21 protein-coding genes are annotated in these 25,903 nt (G+C 60.1%); 12 read left to right on the top strand and 9 right to left on the bottom strand.

The genetic code is table 11. The annotated features are described in order from the left end of the window. Positions 1–78: 78 nt before the first annotated feature. The 3 genes from O3S81_RS24000 to denD are packed head-to-tail and all read right to left on the bottom strand — an operon-like array spanning position 79 to position 3,758. A complete protein-coding gene (locus tag O3S81_RS24000) occupies positions 79–1,863 on the bottom strand; it encodes an IlvD/Edd family dehydratase (protein ID WP_269347234.1) in 1,785 nt (594 codons plus the stop codon). Between the two features lie 9 nt (positions 1,864–1,872). After that, positions 1,873–2,775, bottom strand: coding sequence for an NAD(P)-dependent oxidoreductase (locus O3S81_RS23995; protein ID WP_269347233.1), 903 nt, complete (start codon positions 2,773–2,775; stop codon positions 1,873–1,875). Beyond that, the gene (gene denD / locus O3S81_RS23990) at positions 2,772–3,758 is read right to left on the bottom strand and encodes a D-erythronate dehydrogenase (protein ID WP_269347232.1); all 987 of its coding nucleotides are present in this window, start codon (positions 3,756–3,758) and stop codon (positions 2,772–2,774) included. The genes O3S81_RS23995 and denD overlap by 4 nt, the downstream gene beginning before the upstream one ends. A gap of 193 nt (positions 3,759–3,951) precedes the next feature. On the opposite strand from denD, the gene O3S81_RS23985 reads away from it, so the two are divergent. From O3S81_RS23985 to O3S81_RS23960, 6 genes are all read left to right on the top strand, one after another. Next, positions 3,952–5,394 carry an FAD-binding oxidoreductase gene (locus O3S81_RS23985; protein ID WP_269347231.1) on the top strand — a complete coding sequence of 481 codons (1,443 nt, stop codon included), beginning with the start codon at positions 3,952–3,954 and terminating at the stop codon, positions 5,392–5,394. 118 nt (positions 5,395–5,512) lie between these two features. Further along, positions 5,513–6,229, top strand: coding sequence for a FadR/GntR family transcriptional regulator (locus tag O3S81_RS23980; RefSeq protein WP_269347230.1), 717 nt, complete (start codon positions 5,513–5,515; stop codon positions 6,227–6,229). A 204-nt stretch (positions 6,230–6,433) separates the two neighbouring features. After that, positions 6,434–7,594: a fumarylacetoacetate hydrolase family protein gene (locus tag O3S81_RS23975; protein ID WP_269347229.1), complete on the top strand. Its 1,161-nt coding sequence runs from the start codon at positions 6,434–6,436 to the stop codon at positions 7,592–7,594. A gap of 21 nt (positions 7,595–7,615) precedes the next feature. Next, positions 7,616–8,146: a TRAP transporter small permease gene (locus O3S81_RS23970; protein ID WP_080815535.1), complete on the top strand. Its 531-nt coding sequence runs from the start codon at positions 7,616–7,618 to the stop codon at positions 8,144–8,146. A 4-nt stretch (positions 8,147–8,150) separates the two neighbouring features. Continuing rightward, positions 8,151–9,428: a TRAP transporter large permease gene (locus tag O3S81_RS23965; RefSeq protein WP_269347228.1), complete on the top strand. Its 1,278-nt coding sequence runs from the start codon at positions 8,151–8,153 to the stop codon at positions 9,426–9,428. 40 nt (positions 9,429–9,468) lie between these two features. After that, positions 9,469–10,476, top strand: coding sequence for a TRAP transporter substrate-binding protein (locus O3S81_RS23960; protein ID WP_269347227.1), 1,008 nt, complete (start codon positions 9,469–9,471; stop codon positions 10,474–10,476). A gap of 109 nt (positions 10,477–10,585) precedes the next feature. Here O3S81_RS23960 and acs read toward each other — a convergent pair whose 3' ends face one another. Continuing rightward, entirely contained in the window at positions 10,586–12,541 is a 1,956-nt protein-coding gene (gene acs, locus O3S81_RS23955) for an acetate--CoA ligase (RefSeq protein ID WP_269347226.1), read from the bottom strand. Between the two features lie 230 nt (positions 12,542–12,771). Between acs and O3S81_RS23950 the strand changes: the two genes are divergently transcribed. Continuing rightward, on the top strand, positions 12,772–13,473 hold the full coding sequence (locus O3S81_RS23950; RefSeq protein ID WP_269347223.1) for a DUF1013 domain-containing protein: 702 nt from the start codon (positions 12,772–12,774) through the stop codon (positions 13,471–13,473). A gap of 59 nt (positions 13,474–13,532) precedes the next feature. Here O3S81_RS23950 and O3S81_RS23945 read toward each other — a convergent pair whose 3' ends face one another. Then, the gene (locus O3S81_RS23945; protein WP_269347222.1) at positions 13,533–14,192 is read right to left on the bottom strand and encodes a YggS family pyridoxal phosphate-dependent enzyme; all 660 of its coding nucleotides are present in this window, start codon (positions 14,190–14,192) and stop codon (positions 13,533–13,535) included. Positions 14,193–14,383: 191 nt separating this feature from the next. Between O3S81_RS23945 and leuS the strand changes: the two genes are divergently transcribed. Genes leuS through holA form a run of 3 tightly spaced genes read left to right on the top strand, consistent with a single transcriptional unit; the run spans position 14,384 to position 18,601 of the window. Beyond that, a complete protein-coding gene (gene leuS, locus O3S81_RS23940; RefSeq protein WP_269347221.1) occupies positions 14,384–17,014 on the top strand; it encodes a leucine--tRNA ligase in 2,631 nt (876 codons plus the stop codon). Continuing rightward, entirely contained in the window at positions 17,007–17,552 is a 546-nt protein-coding gene (gene lptE / locus O3S81_RS23935; protein WP_269347219.1) for an LPS assembly lipoprotein LptE, read from the top strand. The genes leuS and lptE overlap by 8 nt, the downstream gene beginning before the upstream one ends. 11 nt (positions 17,553–17,563) lie before the next feature. Next, positions 17,564–18,601, top strand: coding sequence for a DNA polymerase III subunit delta (gene holA, locus O3S81_RS23930; protein WP_269347217.1), 1,038 nt, complete (start codon positions 17,564–17,566; stop codon positions 18,599–18,601). A 55-nt stretch (positions 18,602–18,656) separates the two neighbouring features. Here holA and fdxA read toward each other — a convergent pair whose 3' ends face one another. The 4 genes from fdxA to O3S81_RS23910 form a co-directional block, all read right to left on the bottom strand. Further along, entirely contained in the window at positions 18,657–18,995 is a 339-nt protein-coding gene (fdxA, locus tag O3S81_RS23925) for a ferredoxin FdxA (RefSeq protein WP_004444038.1), read from the bottom strand. 157 nt (positions 18,996–19,152) lie between these two features. After that, positions 19,153–19,569: an RNA-binding S4 domain-containing protein gene (locus tag O3S81_RS23920; protein ID WP_269347213.1), complete on the bottom strand. Its 417-nt coding sequence runs from the start codon at positions 19,567–19,569 to the stop codon at positions 19,153–19,155. A gap of 4 nt (positions 19,570–19,573) precedes the next feature. Next, the gene (locus O3S81_RS23915; protein WP_269347255.1) at positions 19,574–22,669 is read right to left on the bottom strand and encodes a helicase-related protein; all 3,096 of its coding nucleotides are present in this window, start codon (positions 22,667–22,669) and stop codon (positions 19,574–19,576) included. A gap of 457 nt (positions 22,670–23,126) precedes the next feature. Continuing rightward, entirely contained in the window at positions 23,127–24,341 is a 1,215-nt protein-coding gene (locus O3S81_RS23910; RefSeq protein WP_442864988.1) for a ubiquinone biosynthesis hydroxylase, read from the bottom strand. A gap of 86 nt (positions 24,342–24,427) precedes the next feature. On the opposite strand from O3S81_RS23910, the gene tesB reads away from it, so the two are divergent. Continuing rightward, on the top strand, positions 24,428–25,312 hold the full coding sequence (gene tesB, locus O3S81_RS23905) for an acyl-CoA thioesterase II (protein ID WP_269347212.1): 885 nt from the start codon (positions 24,428–24,430) through the stop codon (positions 25,310–25,312). 212 nt (positions 25,313–25,524) lie between these two features. Then, complete coding sequence (locus O3S81_RS23900; protein ID WP_269347210.1) at positions 25,525–25,875, top strand: P-II family nitrogen regulator; 351 nt, start codon at positions 25,525–25,527, stop codon at positions 25,873–25,875. The last annotated feature ends 28 nt before the right edge of the window (positions 25,876–25,903 follow it).

Here is a 25,903-nt window from a genome sequence, read left to right as displayed (position 1 = left end):
GCAGCTACATTAGGAGGTCGCAATCAAATGCGAAACCGCCCCAAAAAGAAAAATCCCCGGTCTTGGCCGGGGATTTTGTCAGTGATTGTGCCGGGGCATTTTTTCGGCAATCCTGCGGAAATCCGCAGCGCCTTCCAGCACCGCACCGTCCGAAAGCTGAGTTACCGATTGACGATAGATGCGCTGCCAGGGCGTCGCGTCCGCCGGCACGGCGGGAATGCCATCGGCCTTGCGGGCGGAAAGCTCTGCATCCGGCACCAGCGCGTTGCATTCGCCCTTGTTGAAATCAATGCGGATCACATCGCCGGTGCGCAGCCATGCCAGCCCGCCACCCGCCGCACTTTCCGGCGAAGCATTGAGGATCGACGGGCTGTCCGCCGTTCCCGATTGGCGACCGTCGCCGATGGTCGGCAGGCTGGTAATGCCCTTTTTCAGAAGCGCATCCGGCGGCTGCATGTTGACGACCTCGGCCGAACCCGGCCATCCGAGCGGCCCCGCGCCGCGAATAACGAGAATGGTGCGCTCGTCAATATCAAGTGAGGGATCGTTGATACGGGCGTGATAATCCTCCGAACCGTCAAATACGACGCACTTGCCTTCGAAGATGCCTTCGCGGCCCGGCTCGCTCAGATAACGCTGGCGGAATTCCGCCGAGATCACGCTCGTCTTCATGATGGCGAAATCGAAGAGATTGCCCTTGAGAACGAGGAAACCAGCGCGTTCCTTGAGCGGCTGATCATAAGGCAGGATCACGTCGCGGTCGGTCGATTCCCGTCCTTCCAGATTTTCCGCCATGGTCTTGCCGGTCACGGTCGGACAGCTTCCGTCGAGCTTGCCGGCCTTCAGAAGCTCCCACATGATGGCGGGCGTACCGCCGGCGCGGTGATATTTTTCACCCAGCCATTTGCCGGCCGGCTGGACGTTGGCCAGCAGCGGAATGTCGTAGCCGTGGACCTGCCAGTCCTCTTCGTGAAGCTCTACGCCCGCATGTTTCGCCATCGCCGCCAGATGCGGCTGCGCGTTGGTGGAACCGCCGATCGCCGAGTTGACGCGGATCGCATTCAGAAACGTTTCGCGTGTCATGATGTCGGAAGGCTTGATATTCTCGATGACCAGTTCGACGGCGCGGCGGCCGGTGCGATAGGCCATCTGGCCGCGTTCACGGTAAGCGGCCGGGATAGCGCCACAGCCGGTGAGCGACATGCCGAGCGCTTCCGCCATGGCGTTCATGGTGGAGGCCGTGCCCATGGTGTTGCAATGGCCGACCGACGGAGCCGATTCCAGCGCCGCCTGCAAAAACTCCTCGCGGGTGATTTCGCCGGCGCCATATTTGCGGCGCATGCGCCAGATGACGGTGCCGGAACCGACCAGATCACCGTCATGATACCCATCGAGCATCGGCCCACCGGAGAGCACGATCGCAGGAATATCGACCGTACTTGCTGCCATCAGCGCCGAAGGCGTGGTCTTGTCGCAGCCCGTCGTCAGAACGACGCCGTCGAGCGGGTAGCCGTAAAGCACTTCCACGAGGCTGAGATAGGCCAGATTGCGATCAAGCGCCGCCGTCGGGCGCTTGCAGTTTTCGAACATCGGATGCGTCGGAAACTCGATCGGGATGCCACCCGCATCGCGGATGCCGTCGCGCACCCGCTTGACCAGTTCCACATGGACCCGGTTGCAGGGTGTGAGATCGCTGCCGCTTTGCGCGATGCCGATCACCGGCTTGCCGGAGCGCAGCTCTTCCGGCGTGACACCATAATTCATGAAGCGCTCCAGATAGAGCGCCGTCATGTCGAGATGATCGGGGTTGTCGAACCAGTCCTGGGACCGCAGGCGGCGCATGGGGGTCTTGTCGTCGCTCATGAGATCGCTTCAGCCCTGTTCCCGGTTGTTGAGTTTTTCGAGGTAAAGCAGGATGCCGCTATGGTCGATATCGGCCCCGCCATCGCCAACGAAATCATCGAATTCCCGCGTGACCTGCTGGGTGAGCGGCAGGTTTAGAGCGAGATCCTTCGCCGTGGCCAATACGCCGTTCAGATCCTTCAGCTGGAACTTGGACGGACCGCCCGGCACGAAATTGCGCTTCACCATACGCTCGCCATGCAGTTCCAGGATCCGGCTTTCGGCGAAACCACCGCGTATGGCATTGCGGAAGCCTTCGCGCGAAGCTCCGCCCGCTTCCACCAGCATCATCGCCTCGGCGACCGCGCCGATGGTGATGGCGACAATCTGCTGGTTGGCGAGCTTGCAGAGCTGGCCCGCACCCGAAGGACCGACATAGGTAAGCCGGCCCATAGGCGCGAAGACATCTGCAAGTCCGGTGATCAATGCCTCGTCCCCGCCTGCCATGATGGCGAGCGTGCCGGCCGTTGCGCCGGGTACGCCACCGGAAACCGGGGCATCGACGTGATAAATGCCAAGCGCCTCAAGCCGGGAGGAATGGTCACGGGCGATCGGCGGCGCAATCGAGCTGCTATCGATGACGACGGCACCCTTGGCCAGCACTTCGGCCACGCCCGCCTCGAACAGTACCTCGCCCACGGCATTGCCGTCGCTCAGCATGGTAATGACGATATCGGCACCCCTGGCGGCCTCCGCCGGAGATGCCGCCAGAACGGCACCATCGGCAACCAGCGCCTGCGCCTTATCGACGCTACGGTTCCAGACCGTGACCGAAAAGCCGGCACCCAGCAGACGCCGAGCCATCGGCCCGCCCATCAGGCCCGTGCCGATAAAGGCGACAGACCGCTTCTTCTCCTCCCCGCCAACAGTCATTTCAGCGAACCTCCCAGCTCGTCCTCGATATGAACCTGAATGATTTCTTCAAACGAACTCTCGGCCGTGAAGCCCAGCTCCCGGGCGCGCTTGGCTTCGAAACCGGGCGCCCAGCCTTCACACATGCGCATGATCATCTCGTTCGGCTCGCGGCGGATGAGGGCAACGGCCTTTTCACCGGCAACCTTGCGCAGCGCCTCGATCTGTTCGCCAACGGTGGCGCTGAGGCCCGGCATGGAAAGGTTGCGGCGCGGGCCGACCTTTTCGACGTCGATCGTCGCACCATGGATGAGGAAACCGACGGCGGAACGCGGCGAGGCGTGCCAGTGGCGAATGCTCTCCGGCACCGGCAGAACCGCTTCCTGGCCGACCAGCGGCTCACGCAGAATATTGGAGAAGAAGCCGGAGGCGGCCGCGTTCGGCTTGCCGGGGCGAATGCAGATGGTGGGAAGGCGGATGCCGATACCGTCAAAGAAACCGCGGCGGCTGTAGTCGGACAGCAACAGCTCGCAGATCGCCTTCTGCGTGCCGTAGCTGGTCAGCGGCGTGGTATGGAACTCATCCGGGATCGGATAGGGAAGCGGCGCACCGAAGACGGCGATCGACGAGGTGAACACCACGCGCGGCTTGTAGCCATCCTTGCCGTTGGCAATGCGGATGGCGTCGAAGAGATAACGCGTGCCGTCGAGATTGATGCGATAACCCTTGTCGAAATCGAGTTCGGCTTCGCCGGAGACGATGGCCGCGAGGTGGAAGATGACATCGGGACGGGCTTCGACCAGCTTTTCGGCTTCGCCCGGCGCGGACAGATCAGCCGCCCGCGCATCGACCACACCCGAAAAACCGGCGGGCGCTTCGGGCTGGAACACGTCGATGAGCGTGAATTTCTCGACCGGCTTGCCGCCGAGCGATCCATCCTTGACGAGACGCTGTGTCAGCTTGCGGCCAACCATGCCTGCGGCGCCGATGATTGCGATATGCATGTCTTCCTCCTCTATGTCCCGGCCATTCTCCCGAGACCGAAAATCACCATCGGCCTGGCGACCGATAAATTAGCTTGTAAGGTTGTCTGATAACCTTATATGATCCGATTGAAAATAGTATTTTTCACAAACCGGTAAAAGCAAGGGCTAAAGACCCCTGCCCGGATATTTTAGGGCGGATTGGACGGAGAGGGTGGAATTGAGCGAACACAATATCGAGGAATTGCGGTTCTCGCTGAAGAACAGGCTGAGCGAAGCCTTGCTGCTGACGTCCCAAGAAGACATGCTGCGCTATTGCCGTGACTGGCATGGCGACGTCACCAGCTCGGCCGTGGCCGTCATCCGCCCCCGTTCGACGAAGGAAGTTTCCGACACGGTGCAAGCCTGCGCCGAACTCGGCCTCGCCATCATCCCCCAGGGCGGCAACACCGGTCTTGTGCTCGGCGGTATTCCCGATGCGCCAAAACATCAGGTCGTGCTGAGCCTCGAGCGCATGAACGCCATCCGCACCATAGATGGCGACGATTTTTCGGCCGTGGTCGAGGCCGGCTGCATCCTCTCGGAATTCAAGGATGCGGTTCAGGACAAGGGCATGTTCTTCCCGCTGTCGCTCGGCGCGCAGGGCAGCTGCCGCATCGGCGGCAACGTCTCCACCAATGCCGGCGGCATCAACGTCCTGCGTTACGGCATGACCCGCGAACTGGTGCTGGGCCTCGAAGTGGTGCTGCCGGATGGCACCATCTGGAACGGCCTCTCGACGCTGCGCAAGGACAATCGCGGCATCGACCTGAAGCAGCTTTTCATCGGCGCGGAAGGAACGCTCGGCATCATCACCGCCGTTGCGGTCAAGCTTTACCCCAACCCCGAACATGTCGAGACGGCACTGCTTGGCCTCAATTCGCTTGATGACGCCATCAAGCTTTACCGCCGCGCCCGCCGCGAATGCTGCGATCTCATGTCCGCATTCGAATTCATGCCGCCTGTCGCCTTCACGCTGGCGATCGAGGCTATTCCCGATCTGAAGATGCCGATCGCCGCTGACTATCCGGCCTATGTGCTGATGGAGATTTCCGGTTCGGGTCTGGTGGACACCGCCGATCTGATGGGACGCTTCCTTGAAGGCGTAATGGAAGACGGGCTGGTGCTGGATGGCGTCATCGCCTCCTCCCGCGCACAGGCACAGTCGCTCTGGCTGTTCCGTGAAGGCATGAACGAAGGCCAGGCGCTGCGCGGCAGTCATATGCGCACCGATATCTCGGTGCCGCTCTCGAAACTCGCGGCTTTCGTGGCCGAAGCGGAAGCGGAACTGGCGGAAAAACTGCCTGAGTGCCTCGCGGTTTCCTACGGCCATGTCGGAGACGGCAATGTCCACCTCAACGTGCTGCCGCCGAATGGCGCCACGCCGGAGGAGCGGGAGGCCTTCATCTACAAGTCCAAGACACTCGTGAACGAGGTCCTCGACCGTTATGTCGGCAGCATCAGCGCCGAACACGGCATCGGTCGCCTGAAACGCTCCGATTTCGAAAGCCGGCTATCTGATGTGCAGCGTCGGATGATCACGGGATTGAAAAACGCGTTCGACCCCGATTTGCGGATGAATCCCGGTTGCCAGATAAGCCTGCAACCGGATAGCTAATCGAGAAATGGCAAAGGCGGCTGAAAATGCCGCCTTTGAAAACCCCGCTGCAGGCGAAGGAGGAAGTCGCCTGCAGCGGGAAAAACGAACCAATCGTTTCTGTGGAACGGGAGCAATCATGACGCTGGAGTTCAATCAGATACATCGCAACGACCATCTGCCCGGCCGTATCGCCGCGGAGATCGCCCGCGAGATCAATGATTCGAAACTCGGGCCGGGCGACAGGCTACCAACGGAACATGTCCTTGCGAAAACCTTCGGCGTCAGCCGCTCGGTCATTCGCGAGGCGATCGCGCAATTGCGCAACGAAGGTTTCGTTGAAACCCGCCAGGGCGTGGGCGCTTTCGTCACTGATCCCCGTCAGAGAATTTCCATCCGTATCGAGCGCTCCCGCCTGAACGACCCGGAAAATTTCCGCGACCTCTTCCAGCTTCGCATGCCCCTGGAAATCGAGGCGGCGGGGCTTGCGGCGCTGCATCGTAGCCCACAGCAGCTGGCACGGCTGGCGACGGCGCTGGAAAAGATGAAGACCGCCGACGACTGGTCGACGGAAGGCGTTGCCGCCGACCTCGACTTCCACCGCATTCTGGCGGAGGCGACCGGGAACGAATATTTCCTGATGTTCCTCGGCTTCATCGCGGAACGCATCAGTTCCGCCATCAACATCGCTTTCTCCCGCGCGGTTTTTGGTGAAATTCTCGAGGTGACGATCGCCGAACATGTGGCGATCTATGAGGCCATCGAGAAGGCCGATGCGGCGGCCGCCAAGAACGCCATGCGCAAGCACCTGATCGGCGCAGCAAGCCGGGTCAATCTCGAACTGGATATCTTCTGAAGATAGAATAAGGGCTGAACCGCAAAGCTATAGGACAGGTTTCACAGCTTTCCGGTAATCCAGAAACAAAAGGCGATAATTTTGTCCGCGAGACCGCTAGACTCGTCCGAAAAGTCATACTAAGAAGAATGAGATTAGGTTGTCAGACATCCAGACAATAAGACCGCAGGAGGCGGCCTGTCAGATGCTGAAGGGGAGGAATACATGACCGGTACAAGGTCCATCGACGCTACCGCAATTTTGCCTGACGATTTCGAAAACGCGCTGCTCGTCGGCCGTGTCTGGTCGAAAAGCGAAGGCGGTCCCTGCCCCGTGCTGCTCAAGGGTGGCGTGCTTTATGACCTCACCTCGCTTTCCCCCACCATGTCCGAACTTCTGGAAAAGGCCGATCTGGTGGAGCGGCTTGCCGACACCAGCACTTTCGTCGCGCTCGGCGCGCTTGACGCGTTTCTGGACGGCTCCGCCGGTGAGCTTCTTGCTCCCAACGACATTCAGGCCGTAAAGGCCGCCGGCGTCACCTTTGCCGACAGCATGCTGGAACGCGTAATCGAGGAGCAGGCCAAGGGCGACCCGCTGCGCGCGCAGGAAATCCGCGGACGGCTGGCGCCGGTTCTCGGCGACAATCTCAAGGGTCTCGAGGCCGGTTCGGAAAAGGCCGCCGAGGTCAAGAAACTGCTTCAGGAAATGGGCCTCTGGTCGCAATATCTGGAAGTGGGCATCGGTCCGGATGCGGAAATATTCTCCAAGGCGCAGGCCATGGCCTCGGTCGGCTGCGGCGCCTTGATCGGCGTTCACCCGAAATCGCAATGGAACAACCCGGAGCCTGAAGTGGTTCTGGCCATCACCTCCGACGGTCGCATCATCGGCGCAACGCTCGGCAACGATGTCAACCTGCGCGATTTCGAAGGCCGTTCCGCCCTGCTGCTCAGCAAGGCGAAGGACAACAACGCATCCTGCGCGATCGGTCCCTTCATCCGCCTGTTCGACGGCAACTTCACCATTGAAGATGTGAAGAAGTCGCAGATCTCGCTTCTGGTCGAGGGCGAAGACGGTTTCACCATGACGGGCGTCAGCCCCATGGAGGCGATCAGCCGCACACCGGAAAACCTCGCTTCGCAGCTTTTGAACCGCAACCATCAATATCCTGACGGCGCAGTCTTTTTCCTTGGCACGATGTTCGCGCCGGTGAAGGACCGCCATGGTCCAGGTCTCGGTTTCACTCATTCAAAGGGTGACCGTGTCGAAATCTCCACGCCCAAGCTCGGCAAGCTGATCAACTGGGTCACGACGACCGACGAATGCCCGGAATGGACATTCGGCACCGCGGCCCTGATGCGCAACCTGGCGAAACGAGGGCTGCTCTAGATATTTCTTCGGGAGGGGAAAATGCAAAAGACCATCAATCTCTTTTACCGGATTCTCGAAATCATTCTCGTCCTGCTGCTCGCCGGCATGTCGATCATGGTCTTCGTCAACGTCGTCATGCGTTACACGATGAATTCCGGCATCAACGTCTCGGAAGAACTGTCGCGCTATTTCTTCGTGTGGCTGACCTTCATCGGTGCCGTGCTGACCTTCCGCGAGAACAGCCACATGGGCATCGAAACGCTGGTGATGTTCCTGTCGCGCCGTGCCCGCATCGTCTGCATGATCGCGTCAAACATCATCATTCTGGCCTGTTCCGCCATCTTCTTCTGGGGAACCTGGAAGCAGTCCGGCATCAATGCCAGCATGCATGCGCCCGTCACCAAGCTTTCGATGATCTGGGTCTATGGCGTCGGCATGTTCACGGGCGGCCTGATGTTCATCATCGCGCTGGAACGCCTGTACCGTCTTTTGACGGGCCGCGTTACGGAAGACGAAATCGCCCAGTTCGCGGGCGAGAACCTGACGATCGAACAGCTTTCGGAGCGCTGATACCATGACACTTCTCGTTTTTATCGGCTCTCTTCTGGGAGCCATGGCGATTGGCGTTCCCGTCGCTTTCTCGCTGATGTTCTGCGGCGTCGTGCTCATGTGGTACATGGGCATGTTCAACACCGCGATCATCGCCCAGAACATGATCTCCGGCGCAGACACCTTCACGCTGCTCGCCATCCCCTTCTTCATTCTAGCCGGTGAACTGATGAATTCCGGCGGCCTTTCCCGCCGCATCATCGATTTCGCCATTGCCTGCGTTGGCCATATCCGCGGCGGTCTCGGCATCGTGGCCATCGTCGCAGCCATCATCATGGCCAGCATCTCCGGTTCGGCCGCGGCCGATACCGCGGCTCTCGCTGCCATCCTCATCCCGATGATGGCCAAGGCCGGCTACAACATTCCGCGCTCCGGCGGCCTCATCGCCGCAGGCGGCATCATCGCCCCTGTCATTCCGCCGTCCATGGCCTTCATCGTTTTCGGTGTCGCCGCCAACGTCTCGATCACCCAGCTGTTCCTCGCAGGTATCGTTCCCGGTATTCTGATGGGCATTTCGCTGATCGTTGCCTGGCTGATCGTGGTGCGTAAGGACAATATCAAGCCGCTGCCAAAAACCACCGCCAAGGAACGTCTCGTCGCCACCGCACGCGCCGGCTGGGCGTTGGGCATGCCCGTCATCATTCTGGGCGGTATCAAGGCCGGCATCATGACGCCGACGGAAGCCGCCGTCGTCGCCGCCGCTTACGCGCTTTTCGTCGGCATGGTGATCTACCGCGAACTGAAGCCGGCGGATCTTTTCCACGTGCTTCTGCGCGCCGCCAAGAGCACCTCGATCATCATGTTCCTCGTCTGCGCAGCACTCGTCTCCGCATGGCTCATCACCGCAGCGAACATTCCGAACGAAGTCGCAAGCTACATCGAGCCGCTGATCGATCGTCCGATGCTGCTGATGGTTGTCATCATGGTGCTGGTCTTCATCGTCGGCACCGCGCTCGACCTGACGCCGACCATCCTGATCCTGACGCCTGTTCTGATGCCCATCATCAAGCAGGCGGGCATCGATCCAGTCTATTTCGGTGTTCTCTTCATCATCAACAACGCCATCGGCCTGATTACCCCTCCGGTTGGCGTCGTGCTGAACGTCGTCAGCGGCGTCGGCCGCATTCCGCTCGGCAAGGTTACGATCGGCGTCTGGCCGTTCCTCGTTGCCGAGACCATCGTACTGGCGCTGCTCGTGATTTTCCCGGACATCGTCATGGTTCCGTTGCAGTACCTTCGTTAATCCGCATCCGTTTCTCGAACACAATCCAAGGGAGGATATTATGAGAAAGCTTCTTCTGACCACCACGGCCATCGCTTTCGCCGTTGGCGCCGCAGCGCCGGCAATGGCCGAATTCAACAGCCGCAATATCCGCGTTTCGAACGGCATCAACCAGGACCACCCGGTCGGCAACGGCATCAAGGCCATGCAGGCCTGCCTGGACGACAAGTCGGGCGGCAAGCTGAAGCTGACGGCATTCTGGGGCGGCGCTCTCGGCGGTGACCTTCAGGCAACCCAGGCACTCCGCTCCGGCGTTCAGGAAGCTGTCGTAACGTCCTCTTCGCCGCTCGTCGGCCTCATCCCGTCGCTCGGCGTCTTCGACCTGCCGTTCCTCTTCGCCAATGCCAAGGAAGCCGATGCCGTCATGGACGGCGCCTTTGGCGACATGATGAACAAGAAGCTGGAAGAACAGGGCCTCGTGAACCTGGCTTACTGGGAAAACGGTTTCCGCAACCTCTCCAACTCCAAGCATGCCGTGAACAAGTGGGAAGATTTCTCGGGCCTCAAGGTCCGCGTGATGCAGAACAACATCTTCCTCGACACCTTCCAGAACCTCGGCGCCAATGCGACGCCGATGGCCTTCGGCGAAGTCTTCTCGGCGCTGGAAACCAACGCGATCGACGCACAGGAAAACCCCTATGTGACGATCGACACCTCGAAGTTCTACGAGGTGCAGAAGTACATCACCGAGACGAACCACGCTTATACGCCGTTCCTCTTCCTCTTCTCCAAGCCGATCTTCGACAGCTACACGCCCGAAGAGCAGGCAGCGCTGCGTGAATGCGCAGTCGTCGGCCGCGACGAAGAGCGCAAGGTCATCCGTGAACTGAACCAGAAGTCGCTGGAGAAGATCAAGGCTGCCGGCCTTGAAGTGAACACGCTGTCTGCAGAAGAGCAGACCCGCATTCGCGAAAAGTCGATGGTCGTTTACGAAAAGCACAAGGCTGAAATCGGCGCCGACGTCGTTGATGCCGCTCTTGCGGACCTGAAGAAGATCCGCGGCCAGTAAGCCCATCTGGTTGAAATGAAAAACACCCGGAGGTTTCCGCCTCCGGGTGTTTTTGTTTGCGGAAAATTCAGGCCGGAAAAAAGGCTGCCGGAGCAGCCTTCTCGGGAAATCAGGATGCCGTGCGGTTCTGCCGGTTGGCGATGAGATCTTCGACCACCGCCGGATCGGCGAGCGTCGATGTATCCCCCAACGCGCCAAAGTCATCCTCGGCGATCTTGCGCAGGATACGCCGCATGATCTTGCCGGAGCGGGTCTTGGGCAGGCCCGGTGCGAACTGGATCTTGTCCGGTGTCGCTACCGGCCCGATCTCGTTACGCACGTGCTTTACCAGCTCCTCACGCAGCGCATAATCGCCATTCTGGCCCGCCATCAGCGTGACATAACAATAGATGCCCTGCCCCTTGATGGCATGCGGGTAACCGACCACGGCCGCTTCCGAAACGAGATGATGCGACACTAGCGCCGATTCCACCTCGGCCGTGCCGAGACGGTGGCCGGAAACGTTCAAAACGTCATCGACGCGGCCGGTGATCCAGTAATAACCATCCTCGTCGCGCCGGCAGCCATCGCCGGTGAAGTACTTGCCCTTGTAGGTGGAAAAGTATGTATCGACAAAGCGCTGGTGATCGCCATAGACGGAGCGCGACTGGCCCGGCCAGCTGTCGATGATGCAGAGATTGCCGTCAGCGGGCCCTTCCAGCACATTGCCCTCCGCATCGACGAGCTGCGGCTGCACGCCGAAGAACGGCCTCGTTGCCGAACCCGGTTTCAGATCGGTTGCACCGGGCAACGGCGAGATGAGGATGCCGCCGGTTTCCGTCTGCCACCAGGTGTCGACGATCGGGCTCTTGTCCTCGCCGACCACATGGTAATACCACTCCCAGGCTTCCGGATTGATCGGCTCGCCAACCGTGCCGAGAAGCCGCAGGCTGTCGCGAGATGAACGCGTGACGAACTGGTCACCCGCTCCCATCAGCGATCGGAGCGCCGTCGGCGCGGTATAGAAGATATTGACCTTGTGTTTGTCGATGACTTCCCAGAAACGGCCCTGATCCGGGAAGTTGGGCACACCTTCGAACATCAGCGTCGTCGCGCAATTCGCGAGCGGCCCGTAGACGATATAGGAATGGCCGGTGACCCAGCCGACATCGGCGGTGCACCAGAAGACCTCGCCATCCTTGTAGTCAAACACATATTCATGCGTCATCGACGTATAGACGAGGTAGCCACCCGTGGTGTGCAGAACGCCCTTCGGCTTGCCGGTGGACCCTGATGTGTACAGGATGAACAGCGGATCTTCCGCGCGCATCTTCGCCGGCGGGCAATCCGGTTTCACCGTGGCGATTTCCTGATGGTACCAGATATCGCGACCTGGCGCCCAGCCGGTCTTGCCGCCAGTGCGGCGCACGACGAGAACCTTGTTGACGATGACGTATTGCTTGGCGGCGATATCGATCGCCTTGTCCGTGTTTTCCTTGAGCGGGATCGGTTTGCCGCCGCGCACGCCTTCATCGCAGGTGATGACGAAGGTTGATTCGCAGTCGACGATGCGGCCGGCCAGCGCCTCCGGCGAGAAGCCGCCAAAAACGACGGAATGCACGGCACCGATGCGGGCACAGGCGAGCATGGCATAGGCCGCCTCGGGAATCATCGGCATGTAAATGGTGACGCGGTCGCCCTTCTTGACGCCGTGCTTCTTCAGCACATTGGCCAGACGGCAGACATAATCATAGAGCTGGTTATAGGTGATCTTCTTGTCGATATAGGGATTGTCGCCTTCCCAGATGATCGCCGTGCGCTCGCCATGTGTCTTCAGATGCCGGTCGATACAGTTATAGGAAACGTTCGTCAGGCCGTCCTCGAACCACTTGATCGGCACCCGGCCCTTGAAGGACGTGTTCTTGACCTTGGTATAGGGCTTGAACCAGTCGATACGCCGGCCGTGCTTGTCCCAGAATTTTTCAGGATTCTCGACGCTCTCCTGGTACCATTTCTGGTAACGCTCATTGTCGATGAGCGTGCGGGCTTTCGCCGACTTGAGCACCGGATAGATTTTGGCAGACATTAACTCCTCCTGGAACCGGGTATGGCTTTTGACGCGGCCCGAGACTCCCACCTCAGGCATGTGTTGAATTCATAGCAGGTCAAATGCGCACGGCAATTAGACAAAGGTCATTTGTTTCGCAAAGAATTGCAATTATGATGCAATCCGGTTATAGAGCGCCAATATCCCGGAAATTAGTGGTTGATACCACGCCCGCGACACCGGCGCGGACGGACAGAAGGACTGTATCTATGGCTCAACAATTGCTCATGCCAAAGGCAACGGCTGTATGGCTGGTTGACAACACCGCGCTGTCGTTCGATCAGATCGCCACGTTCTGCAAACTGCATCCGCTCGAAGTCAAGGCCATTGCCGACGGTGAAGCCGCGCAGGGTATCAAGGGCCTCGACCCGATCGCGACCGGACAGCTTTCCCGCGACGAGATCGCCCGCGCCGAAGCCAATCCCAACCACAAGCTCAAGCTTTCCGAGCCGAAAGTCCGCGTTCCGGAATCCAAGCGCCGTGGCCCGCGTTACACCCCGGTTTCCAAGCGTCAGGACCGTCCGAATGCCATTCTCTGGCTCGTTCGCAACCATCCGGAATTGAAGGACGCGCAGATTTCGCGTCTCGTCGGCACCACCAAGTCGACGATTGAACAGATTCGCGACCGCACCCATTGGAACTCGGCCAACCTGACGCCGATGGACCCGGTAACACTCGGCCTCTGCAGCCAGATCGACCTCGACCTCGAAGTCGAACGCGCCTCGCGCGGCCGTCCGCTGCCGACTGCGGAAGAACTCGACAACACGCTGCAGCCGGCATCGGCAACGGAAGGCCTGGACTACAACTTCCAGCGTGAGGAAGACGAGCAGATCGACGCCGATGCAGTCTTCAAGAAGCTCTCTTCGCTGAAGTCCACGCAGAAGGATGAAGACGAAGACGATCAATACTGATCTCAACCCGTCTGAAGATTGAGAACCCGGCCTCAGCGCCGGGTTTTTTATTTTCCGCCCTATCGCGCGCCAAAGATTGCCGAGCCGACGCGCACGCTGGTCGCGCCAAATTCGACGGCGGTTTCGAAATCGCCAGACATGCCCATGGAAAGCTTTTCAAGGCCACATTCCTTCGCAAGCTTCGCCAGAAGCGCAAAATGCGGACCGGGATTTTCCTCCGCCGGCGGAATGCACATCAGGCCCTCCACCGGAAGTTTCAATTCCTCCCGGCAAAGCTTGACGAAGGCGACAGTTTCCCGCGGATCGATGCCCGCCTTCTGTGGCTCAAGGCCGGTATTGACCTGGACGTAAAAACGCAGGCTGCGGTCCTGTTTCGTGCATTCTTCGGCAAGCGCGCGGGCGATCTTCTCCCGGTCGACACTCTGCACCACATCGAACAGCGCAACGGCATCCGCCGCCTTGTTGGATTGCAGCGGGCCGATCAGATGTAATTCTATGCCCGGCGTCTTCTCTTTCAGCTCCGGCCACTTGGCCTGTGCTTCCTGCACGCGGTTTTCACCAAATATGCGCTGGCCTGCATCGATGACGGGCTGGATCGCTTCCGCATCAAATGTCTTCGAGACAGCAACGAGGGCTACGTCGGCAGGCTTGCGGCCGGATTTTTCCGCGACATCGCCAATGCGCTGCCTGACATCCTCAAGACGTGCTTCGATTTCCATCACAAGACCTTCTTTTACCATTCAAACCGCTAACTAGACGCCGAATGCCTTGATGCCAAGCGGCTTTAGCACCATTTGAGGCACGCTGGCCAAGATTGCACCTCCGAATGTCCCGCCAAACTTGACGCCCCGGTCGTTTCATGGTGAAGGTCAGCGCACATTTTTCCCCTCGATACCCGGAATTTTAGACAATGGCCATCGAACGTTACAATCCTCGCGACGCCGAGCCGCGCTGGCAGCAGAAATGGAACGAAGACAAGGTTTTCGTCACCGACAACAGCGATCCGCGCGAGAAGTATTACGTTCTAGAGATGTTTCCCTATCCCTCGGGACGCATCCATATGGGCCATGTCCGCAACTACGCCATGGGTGACGTCGTCGCCCGTTACAAGCGCGCCCGCGGTTTCAACGTCCTGCACCCGATGGGCTGGGACGCCTTCGGCATGCCCGCCGAAAATGCGGCCATGCAGAACAAGGTCCATCCCAAGGACTGGACCTACCAGAACATCGCCACCATGCGTGGCCAGCTGAAATCCATGGGCCTGTCGCTGGACTGGACCCGCGAATTCGCCACCTGCGACGTGGAATATTACCACCGCCAGCAGGCGCTGTTCGTCGACTTCATGGATAAGGGCCTGGTTTACCGCAAGCAGTCCAAGGTTAACTGGGACCCGGTCGACCACACGGTTCTGGCCAATGAGCAGGTGATCGACGGCCGCGGCTGGCGCTCTGGCGCGCTGGTGGAACAGCGCGAACTGACGCAATGGTTCTTCCGCATCACCGATTTCAGCCAGGACCTGCTGGACGAGCTGGATACGCTGGACCAGTGGCCGGAAAAAGTGCGCCTGATGCAGAAGAACTGGATCGGCCGCTCCGAAGGCCTGTCACTGCGCTGGCAGACCGTCACTGAGACGGCTCCGGAAGGTTTCTCCGACATCACTGTCTACACGACGCGTCCAGACACGCTGTTCGGCGCCTCCTTCCTGGCAATCGCCGCCGACCACCCGCTGGCAAAGGAACTGTCGGCGAACAACCCGGCGATTGCCGAGTTCTGCGATGAATGCCGCCGCCATGGCACTTCGCTGGCAGCGCTGGAAACCGCGGAAAAGAAGGGCATCGATACCGGCGTCAAGGTCGTGCATCCGCTGGATCCCAACTGGGAACTGCCGGTCTATGTCGCCAACTTCGTGTTGATGGACTACGGCACCGGCGCGATCTTCGGCTGCCCCTCCGGTGACCAGCGCGACTTGGATTTCGCCCGCAAATATGGCCTGCCGGTCGTGGCGGTCGTCGCACCCGAAGGCCCGGATGCAGCAAACTTCACCATTGACGACACCGCCTTCACCGATGATGGCGTGATGATCAATTCCGGTTTCCTGAACGGCATGAAGACGGCGGACGCCTTCGAAGCCGTCGTGCAGAAGCTGTCGGCGCAGATGCTGGGCAATACGCCGCAGGCCGAACGCAAGGTCAATTTCCGCCTGCGCGACTGGGGCATTTCCCGCCAGCGTTATTGGGGCTGCCCGATCCCGGTCATTCACTGCGAAGTCTGCGGTGTCGTGCCGGTTCCGAAAAAGGATTTGCCCGTCAAGCTGCCCGACGACGTGACTTTCGACGTGCCCGGCAACCCGCTGGATCGCCATCCGACCTGGCGCCATGTCTCCTGCCCGCAATGCGGCCATGACGCGCGCCGCGAGACGGATACGATGGACACCTTCGTCGATTCCAGCTGGTATTACACGCGCTTTACCGCGCCTTGGGAAGACGCGCCGACCGATCCGAAGGTCGCCAATCACTGGCTGCCGGTGGATCAATATATCGGCGGTATCGAACACGCGATCCTGCATCTGCTCTATTCGCGTTTCTTCACCCGCGCGATGCGCGAGACCGGCCATGTGGACGTCAAGGAACCCTTCAAGGGCCTGTTCACGCAGGGCATGGTGGTGCATGAGACCTACAGCCGTGGCGAAGGCATGACACGCGAATGGGTGCCGCCTGCCGATCTCAGGATCGAGGAAAATGACGGCACGCGCCGGGCGTTCCTGCTTTCTTCCGGTGAAGAGGTGAAGATCGGCTCCATCGAAAAAATGTCGAAGTCGAAGAAGAACGTGGTCGACCCGGATGACATCATCGCATCCTATGGCGCCGATACCGCGCGCTTCTTCGTCCTGTCGGATTCGCCGCCCGATCGCGATGTCATCTGGTCGGAAGCCGGCGTCGAAGGTGCGAATCGATTCGTCCAGCGCGTCTGGCGCATCATCGGTGAAGCGGCTGAAGAGTTGAAGGGCGTGAAGCCGAAGCCGGCGACCGAAGGCGAAGGGCTGGCAGCCTCCAAGGCGGCGCACAAGACCCTGAAGGCCGTTCAGGACGATCTGGACAAGCTCGCTTTCAACAAGGCCATCGCCCGCATCTACGAGCTGGTCAATGCGCTGGCCGGTCCGCTCGCGGACGTCGCTTCCGGCAGCAAGTCGGAGGACGCCAAGGCGGCGGCACGCGATGCCGTCGAAATCCTCATCCGCATCATCGCCCCCATGACGCCGCATCTGGCGGAAGAATGCTGGTCGGCATTGGGCAATGAGGGGCTCGTGGCGCAGACGCCGTGGCCGACCTTCGTGGCTTCGCTGGTAGAGGAAAACGACGTGGTCATGCCGGTGCAGGTCAATGGCAAGAAGCGCGGCGAATTGACAATCGCGCGCGATGCGGATCAAGATGCGGTCCGCACGGCTGCCCTTGCGCTGGATGCCGTCAAATCCATTCTTGCCGGTGGCGAGCCCAAAAAAGTCATCGTGGTTCCGCAGAGGATTGTGAACATTGTTGTCTGACGTTTTTTCGAGATGGAGCCGCGTCGCGGCAGCAATTTCCGTCGTGATGATGGCTGGTCTTCTGGCGGGTTGCCAGGTGCGCCCGCTTTACGGCGAGGCTTCCGGGACCAAGGAAAGGCTGGCGGCCGTCAGCATTTCCGAGACCGGTGGCCGAGCTGGTCAGGAAGTCCGCAACCAGTTGATCTTCCTGATGGCCGGCGGCGCGGGCCAACCGGCCACGGCCCAGTATAACGTCAAGGTTTTCGTAAGTTCGAGCGCCACCTCGACGGAAGTGCAGAATTACGATCTGACGACCCGCTCGAACAACAATTACGACGGACCCTACCCCGGCCGCGTCGTTATGAGCGGTCAATATGTCCTGACGCGCATTTCCGACGGTCAGATTCTGCGTTCCGCGCGCCGCAGCGTGACGGCGCAGGTGGATCTGCCGCAGCAGGAATTCGCCAAGATCCGGGCAACCCGCGATGCCGAGAACCGCGCGGCCCGTGAACTGGCTGAAATCATCCGCACCGATATCGCCGCCACCCTCGGCCGCTGAGAGCGGCGGCCATGGCGGAGATAAAGTCGCATGAGTTTGAGCGCTTCGCCGAAAATCCGGCGGAGCGCTTTCGCGTTTTTGTTCTCTACGGACCGGATCGTGGCCTGGTATCGGAGCGGGCAGGCGTCATCGCCAAAAAGACCGGCATCGATCCCGATGATGCTTTCGCATCGCTGAAGCTGACCGCATCCGATCTACAGGGCGATCCCGGACGCCTGCTCGATGAAGTAAACGCCATCGGCCTTTTCGGTGGTGAAAAACTCGTGTGGGTCAAAGGCGCCTCCGCCGAAAAGGCGCTGGTGGACGCCCTCCAGATTCTGGCGGACACGCCGCCGGAGGCGAGCTTCCTGATCATCGAAGCGGGTGATGTCAAAAAGGGCACAGGGCTGCGCAAGATCGCGGAACCTGCGCGCTCGATCGCCGCAATCCCCTGTTATGTGGACGATGCGCGATCCTTGAATGCACTGATCGATCAGGAACTCTCCGCAGATAGTCTGCGCATTGCGCCGGCTGCACGGCAAAGACTGATCGAATCGCTCGGCGGCGACCGTATCGCCTCGCGCAACGAAATCCGCAAGCTTGCGCTTTATGCCCGGGGTGCGGAGGTAATCGAGGAAGATGACGTTCTGGCCATCATCGGCGATGCCAGCACCGTTTCCGCCGACGATGCCGTCGACGCCATCCTGAAAGGCGACAGGAACGCCTTTTTCCACGCCACCCAGAAGATCATTTCATCAAAAACACCGATCTTCCTCGTGCTTCAGGGCTGCCTCAAGCAATTCCAGTTGCTCGACCAGATGCGGGCCGAAATGGATGAGAAAAAGCAGCAGGCCGGTCAGGTCATGCAGACGCTCGGACGCCATATCCATTTTCGCCGGAAACCGATCATCGAAAGAGCGCTGCGGACGTGGCAGCCAGCGGCGATCGCCCGGGAAATGAACCGTCTGCAGGCCGCCATCCTGCAAAGCCGCCAGCGGCAAAGCCTGGAGGAAAGCGTGGCCCTTCTGACATTGCTGTCGACCACACTTCAGTCCGGCCGAGGCGGATGAACAAAAGCCCTCGTGCTGATGCAACGAGGGCTTTTCAAATATTGGTTCGGGAGAGTCAGTCGCCCTTGCCGGGCTCAGCAGAGAAATAAAGCTCGAGCTTGCCTTCGACGCCGTCCATTTCCTTGGCTTCCGGCATCGGGTCGCGCTTGATCGTGATGTTCGGCCAGATCGCGGCATATTCGGCGTTGAGCTTCAGCCACTTGTCGAGACCCGGCTCCGTATCGGGCTTGATGGCCTCAGCGGGACATTCCGGTTCGCACACACCGCAATCGATGCATTCATCGGGATTGATGGCGAGGAAATTTTCACCCTCGTAAAAGCAGTCAACGGGGCAGACCTCAACGCAATCGGTATATTTGCAGCGGATGCAATTGTCGGTCACGACATATGTCATGATGAACTCCAGAATATGCAGGCCGGGTCTTTGGGCTTCGGAACACAAGCCGTCGCCCGGAATTCAGACAGGGCAATTTCGCAAGTGACGTAATGCCTTTGCTTGCAGATAGCAAGGATAACAATTCTGAAAAACGGATGCGACCTAGAGGTTTATTCTAATCTTTGTTTCCGTCACTGTCAGACAGAAACCTGTCGAGCGCCCTGCGCTCCTTTTTGGTCGGACGTCCGCTACCGGGCTCACGCAGCGCCTGCTCGAGAGGGGTGAGCCTGTCGGACGGCTCCCGCGGCGGTGTCTGGTCGTCATAAAGAAGCCGGGCTTCCTCATAAGGTCCACGTCGCACTCCGCCGGATTTGACGACGAGCACCCTGTCCATCCGCTCGAAACCGATCTCCAGCCTGTCGCCCACCTTCAGCATGAAGCTGGGCTGGCGGACGGCAGTGCCGTTGACCTTCACCTGGCCCGACTGGATATAGCTCTGGGCCAGCGACCGGGATTTGGCCATGCGGGCAAAGAACAACCACTTGTCCAGACGCTGTCGCGTACTTTCGAGTGGCTGTTCGTTGCTTCCCATGGGCTTACTTCTTCAGCTGCTCCTTGAGCGCAGCGAGCTTCGCGAAAGGCGAATCCGGATCCATCGGCTTCTCCTTGCGCGGCGGCTTGGCTTCGAAGCGCTGCTGACCCTGCGGCTTTCCGCCACGGTCGTTGCGTTCCGGCCGGTCCTTGCGCTCCCCGCGATCGTGACGATCATTGTTGCGGTTGTTGCCGCGATCGGGACGACCACCATCACGCTTACGCTCGCCATCGCCACCGCGATTGGCCGCTTCGCGATTTGCACCGTCACGATTTGTACCGTCACGATTGTCGCGACGGCCTTCACCACGACGCTCACCCTGCTCACGTGCACCTTCACGACCCTGACCGCGATGGCCGGGGCGACGGTTTTCGCCACGCTGATTTTCGTTGCGGCCACCCGGGCGCCACAGAAGAACGGGCTTCGGCTCGGAAGGCTCAGCACCTTCGGCAGAAGCGGTCTCGCTTGCGGCAACCTCTTCACCGGCAGCTTCCGCAACCGGAGCCTCGGAAGCTTCGCCTTCAGCGGCAGCAACCGTTTCGGCCTGCTGCTCTTCGGAAGCGGGCTCGTCCTGCTCGGTCTCGGCGCTTTCGTCTTCGCCCGTCACCGCTTCTGCGACGGCAGGAGCGGCAGCACCGGCCTGGCTCGCGAGGAAGGCCTGCGCCTCCTCGGCCGTTACCTGATCGGCACGGTAACCGAGGCCCTTGAGAATTTCTTCCATGTCATCGAGCGTTGCGCCGAGAATGGAAAGCATGGCGGTCGTCGTCGTGAAACGGCGGCCGTCATAAGCACCTTCCGGGCGCGGCTGCTGGCCGGGTTTCCACTGCAGCAGCGGACGGATGAGATCGGCCAGACGCTCGAGAATGTCGATACGCACGGCGCGCTTTCCGAGGAAACGGAAACCGGCAAGCTTGTAGAACATCCGCTCGAAGCTCGCATCTGTCACGACCGAGGTGCGGCCTGCGGCCAGCACCGGAATGAGATCGCCATAACCCGGCTTGCCGAGGCCATCATTCTTCAGCGCCCAAAGCAGCGTGACGAGCTCCGCCGGAGCGGGCTTCAGAAGCGCGGGCAGGAAGACATGATAGGCGCCGAAACGCACGCCATAGCGGCGCATGGAAGCGCGCGCATCCTGATCGAGCGACTTCACGTCCTCGGCAACGTCGCGGCGGAACAGGACACCAAGATTTTCGACGAGCTGGAACGCCAGCCCCTTCGCCAGACCCTGAAGGTCTTCGGCGCGGGAAATGTCATCCAGCGGCTTCAGCACGGTCGCGATCTGGTGGTTCACGAAACGCTCGATCCGCGCGAGCGCGTGATCACGGGCATTGCCGTTCAGCTGCTCGTCGGCAAGCAGGATCACCCGCGGCTTCATGATGTTGTCGCCGGCCGAAAGGCGGGCAACCGGCTCGCCCAACCAGCGCACCAGACCATCGGAGCTCAAAGCGAGATCGCCATTTCCACTGGCATGCAGACGCGCGGCACGCGCCTCGAATTCGAGCGCAAGCGCCTTCTGCGCTGCAGCCTGCACGGCCTTCTGATCCGGCCCTTCCATTCCCGGCACCGGCGTGAACCGGAACCCGGCCAATTGGCCGACGTGATGGCCTTCTACGAAGACATCACCATTTACACTGATTTCAGCTTCAAGCATCGCATTCTCTCTCAGGCGCCTCATGAGCACAGATGTCCTGCGATCAACAAAGCGTTTCGTCAACCTTTCATGTAGCGCATCGGACAATCGATCCTCGATTTCCCGAGTCTTTTCTTGCCAGTGTGTCGGATCGGCAAGCCATCCTGGGCGGTTCGATACATAAGTCCATGTTCTGATCTGCGCAATCCTCGCAGACAAGGTATCGATCTCTCCATCCGTGCGGTCGGCGCGGCGCACCTGCTCGGCCATGAAATCCTCGTTCACCGCCCCGCGCTTGACGAGGTCGAAATAAAGCGTGGAGATCAGATCGGCATGCTGTGCGGGGGCGATGCGGCGATAATCGGGCAGCGCGCAGGCCTCCCAGAGTTTTTCCACCCGCGCATCCGTCGTCGTCACGTCGATGATCTCGGGGTAGCGCGACAGATATTCCAGCGCCTGCTGGTCGATGGCCGGCAGGGCGCGCGAAAGCCCCTGGATCGTCGGGGCGGCATCAAGGCTCGTACGCAGATTGGCGATGGAGGAAAAATCGAAGTTTTTCGTCCGCCATTGCAGCACCTTCACGGCATCGAACTGATGGGTTTCGATTCGCTCCACCAGCTCGTCGTCGAACGGATCGACGCGACCCGTCACGCCGAATGTGCCGTCGCGAAGATGACGGCCGGCGCGGCCGGCGATCTGGCCGATCTCGCCCGGATTGAGATTGCGGAACTGGTAACCGTCAAATTTGCGGTCCTGCGCGAAGGCGACGTGATCGACATCGAGGTTGAGGCCCATGCCGATGGCGTCCGTCGCCACCAGATATTCGACGTCGCCCGATTGATAGAGCCCGACCTGCGCATTGCGCGTGCGCGGCGAAAGCGCGCCGAGCACCACGGCCGCTCCACCGCGCTGGCGGCGCACCAGTTCGGCGATGGCATAAACCTCGTCTGCGGAAAAGGCGACGATCGCCGTGCGCTGCGGCAGGCGGGTGATCTTCTTCTGGCCGGCATAAAAAAGCTGCGACAGGCGCGGCCGCTCCACCACGGTTATTCCGGGCAGCAGCTTTTCAAGGATCGGGCGCATCGTGCCCGCTCCCAGAAGCAGCGTCTCTTCCCGCCCGCGCAGATGCAGCACCCGGTCAGTAAAGATATGACCGCGTTCAAGATCACCGGCCAATTGCACCTCGTCGATGGCGACGAAAGCGGCAGTCGTCTCGCGCGGCATGGCTTCCACGGTGCAGACGGAATATTTGGCCTTGGGTGGCGCGATTTTTTCTTCGCCGGTGATCAGCGCCACATTCGGCGCACCCACCTTCTCGACCAGACGGGTATAGACCTCCCGCGCCAGAAGACGCAGCGGCAGGCCAATGACACCGCTGCCATGCGCGACCATACGCTCTATCGCGTAATGGGTCTTGCCGGTATTGGTGGGGCCGAGAACGGCCGTGACACCGCGGCCGCTCAGGATCATGGGGCGAAAATTCAACGTAGTATCCGCGAATCGACTTCATCTGCTTGTCGTACCGCCAATCATCACAGATGCGGGCCGCACGCACCACACATGGCAATGCCCGCCGACAAAGGCAATAGGCCTCACCCGTAAAGTAGCGGAGGAGGATTTCGCAGACGAATTTTCCGTTCAGATTCAGTGACTTGAAGGTTCAAAAAGAATCCGGCGAAAATGGAATCGATTCGGCTGCGGAACAGTCTGCGAACGAATCGAATACGAATCGCTGACTCAGCCTGATTCCGCTTTTGTTCTCCGCAATATCTGGTTGGAGAAGCCATACCTCATACCAGATTGTGAATCCGGGTAAGTCATTGCCCGGATTCAGCTTTCCGTGACCGGCAAAAGACAGAGAATGCCCCAACAGCCTGTCAAGCGACAATCGTCAGGAGACCTCTCCACCGCCCGGCGAAGGGTCAGGTCAGAGCGCCTCCCCGGCAAGAAGGCGCGGCGCATTCGCATCTGTCGTGCCGGCGGCCTGGCCGATGAAATAGGATTTGAGACCCGGCAAACGATCCACCACGCCCAGACCGAAATCGCGCATGATGCGGATGGGTCCGACATCGTTGGAGAAAAGCCGGTTCAGCACATCCGTCGTCACACCCATGCGCAGCGTGTCGAAACGACGCCAGGACTGATACCGCTCAAGAACGTTGAGAGAGCCGATATCGAGACCGAGACGGTCGGCCTCGACCACGGTTTCGGCGAGCGCCGCCACATCCTTGAAGCCGAGATTGAGGCCCTGTCCGGAAATCGGATGGATACCGTGCGCCGCATCACCCGCAAGCGCAAACCGTGGCGCAACGAAGGAGCGCGCCAGTGTCAGACCGAGCGGAAAGGCGCGGCGGGGACCAACCGGGCGGACGGGACCGAGCTTGTGGCCGAACCGGCGCTCCAGCTCTTCCTCGAATACCAGATCGTCGGAGGCGGCCAGCCTTTCGGCGTCGGCCGTGCGTTCGGTCCAGACGAGCGAGGAACGGTTTCCCTTGAGCGGCAGAATGGCGAAGGGGCCGGAGGGCAGGAAATGTTCTTCAGCACAGCCCTCATGCGGTCGCTCATGCTCGACCGTGGTGACGATGCCGGACTGATCGTAATCCCAGCGCACGGTCTTGATGCCGGCCATGTCCCTGAGCGCCGAGCGAACCCCGTCACAGGCAATGAGCAACCGCGTTTCGAGCGACGAGCCGTCCGAAAGGCCAATGGTCGTCGATTGCGGCCCTGCGGTAAAGCCTGAAACGCTGAGACCATGGCGCATTTCGACACCGAGACGCTCGCACAGGCCACGCAAGGCACCCACCAGAGCGACGTTCGGAACCATATGGGCAAAAGGCCTGCCCGCTTCCACCGCGCCATCGAAGGTCAGGAACACCGGGCGAACCGGATCGGCGGTCTTCGAATCGGTAACGATCATCTTGTGGATCGGCTGAGCCTCGGGCTCGATCTCGTTCCATATGCCGAAGACATCGAGCATGCGCGTGGCCGCGGCAATGATGGCGGAGGCGCGCATATCCTTCTTCCAGACGTCCTCGGGAGCGGCCTCGACCACCTGCACATCAAGGTGCGGGGCCGCCTGCTTAATTGCGACAGCAACGGAAAGACCGACATATCCGCCACCTGCAACCACCACGTCCAGCATCGCGCTTCTCCTCAAATCTTGTGCACGCATCGTCGGCGCACTATAGACCATGTGACGTCTTCCTACAGCCGGAGCAGGCCGAAAAAATGTCGCATCCCTCGCAAACGTCAGACCCGATGGTCAATCTCATTGCCACGCTCAATCTCGAAAAGCTGGAAGAGAACCTGTTCCGCGGGGAAAGCCCGCAGATCGGCTGGCAGCGGGTTTTTGGCGGCCAGGTCATCGCACAGGCCCTGATCGCCGCACAAAGAACCGTGGATGACGACCGTTTCGTGCATTCACTGCATGCCTATTTCATGCGCCCCGGCGATCCGCTGGTGCCTATCGTCTATCAGGTGGAGCGCATCCGCGACGGCGCAAGTTTCTGCACCCGCCGCGTGGTCGCCATCCAGCATGGCAAAGCCATTTTTTCCATGTCGGCCTCGTTTCAGATTTTCGAGGATGGCTTCGACCACCAGATCAAGATGCCTGATGTGACGCCGCCCGAAAAACTGATGAGCGAGGAGCAGATGCAGGCGGCCTTCCTCGCCAAGGCGCCCGCTTCCATCCGCAAATACTGGAGCAACAAGCGGCCTATCGAGATAAGGCCGGTCTCGCTGACCCATTATATCTCGAAGGAAAAGCTGGAGCCGCAGCAGGATATCTGGGTCCGCGCCGTTGGCGACGTGCCGAACGATCCGCGTCTGCAATCGGCCATTCTCGCCTATCTTTCCGATATGACGCTGCTCGACACCTCGCTCTACGCCCATGGCACGACCATCTTCGATCCGTCCATTCAGGTGGCGAGCCTCGATCACGCCATGTGGTTCCACCGCCCCTGCCGGCTGGACGACTGGCTGCTTTACACGCAGGACAGCCCCAGTGCGTCCGGTGCGCGCGGCCTGACCCGTGGCAATATTTTCACCAGACAGGGTGAACTGGTCGCCTCCGTCGCGCAGGAGGGCCTGATCCGCAAAAGGGCAAATGATTAAATAATGTGCTTTTTCTAAAAATCGCACATTTTATGGACGCTTTTTTTGGCGACAAATGCCCCTTTTTCAGACGCCCGTCATATAAGTTTTATATTTCAATAAGTTATGTGCACATCCAAAACTGGCACGCCCTTTGAATGTATGTCCGCAGTCGCTGTTACTGATCTGCCAGCGGCAAGGAGAGTCGGCTCCGTGCCGAGGACAAACAAAGGATGGGAAACCAGATGAAAATTGTGATGGCCATTATCAAGCCGTTTAAGCTGGATGAAGTGCGCGAAGCGCTTACCGGCGTCGGCATCCAGGGCCTGACCGTGACCGAGGTAAAGGGTTACGGACGCCAGAAGGGGCATACCGAGATTTATCGCGGCACGGAATATGCGGTGAGCTTCCTTCCCAAGCTGAAGATCGAGATCGCGGTTCCGTCCGACGTCGTCGACAAGGCCATCGAGGCGATCGCGTCTGCAGCAAAGACCGGGCAGATCGGTGACGGCAAGATCTTCGTCTACTCTATCGAACAGGCCGTGCGCATCCGTACCGGCGAAACCAACACAGAAGCGCTTTAAAGCACGGCTGACAGGGGAGTTTTCAAAC

This window comes from Agrobacterium sp. SOY23 (genome assembly GCF_027212525.1).
Classification (GTDB): Bacteria; Pseudomonadota; Alphaproteobacteria; order Rhizobiales; family Rhizobiaceae; genus Agrobacterium; species Agrobacterium tumefaciens_I.
The sequence above is the reverse complement of the archived record's forward strand: the minus strand, read 5'-3'. Positions and strand labels throughout refer to the sequence as shown.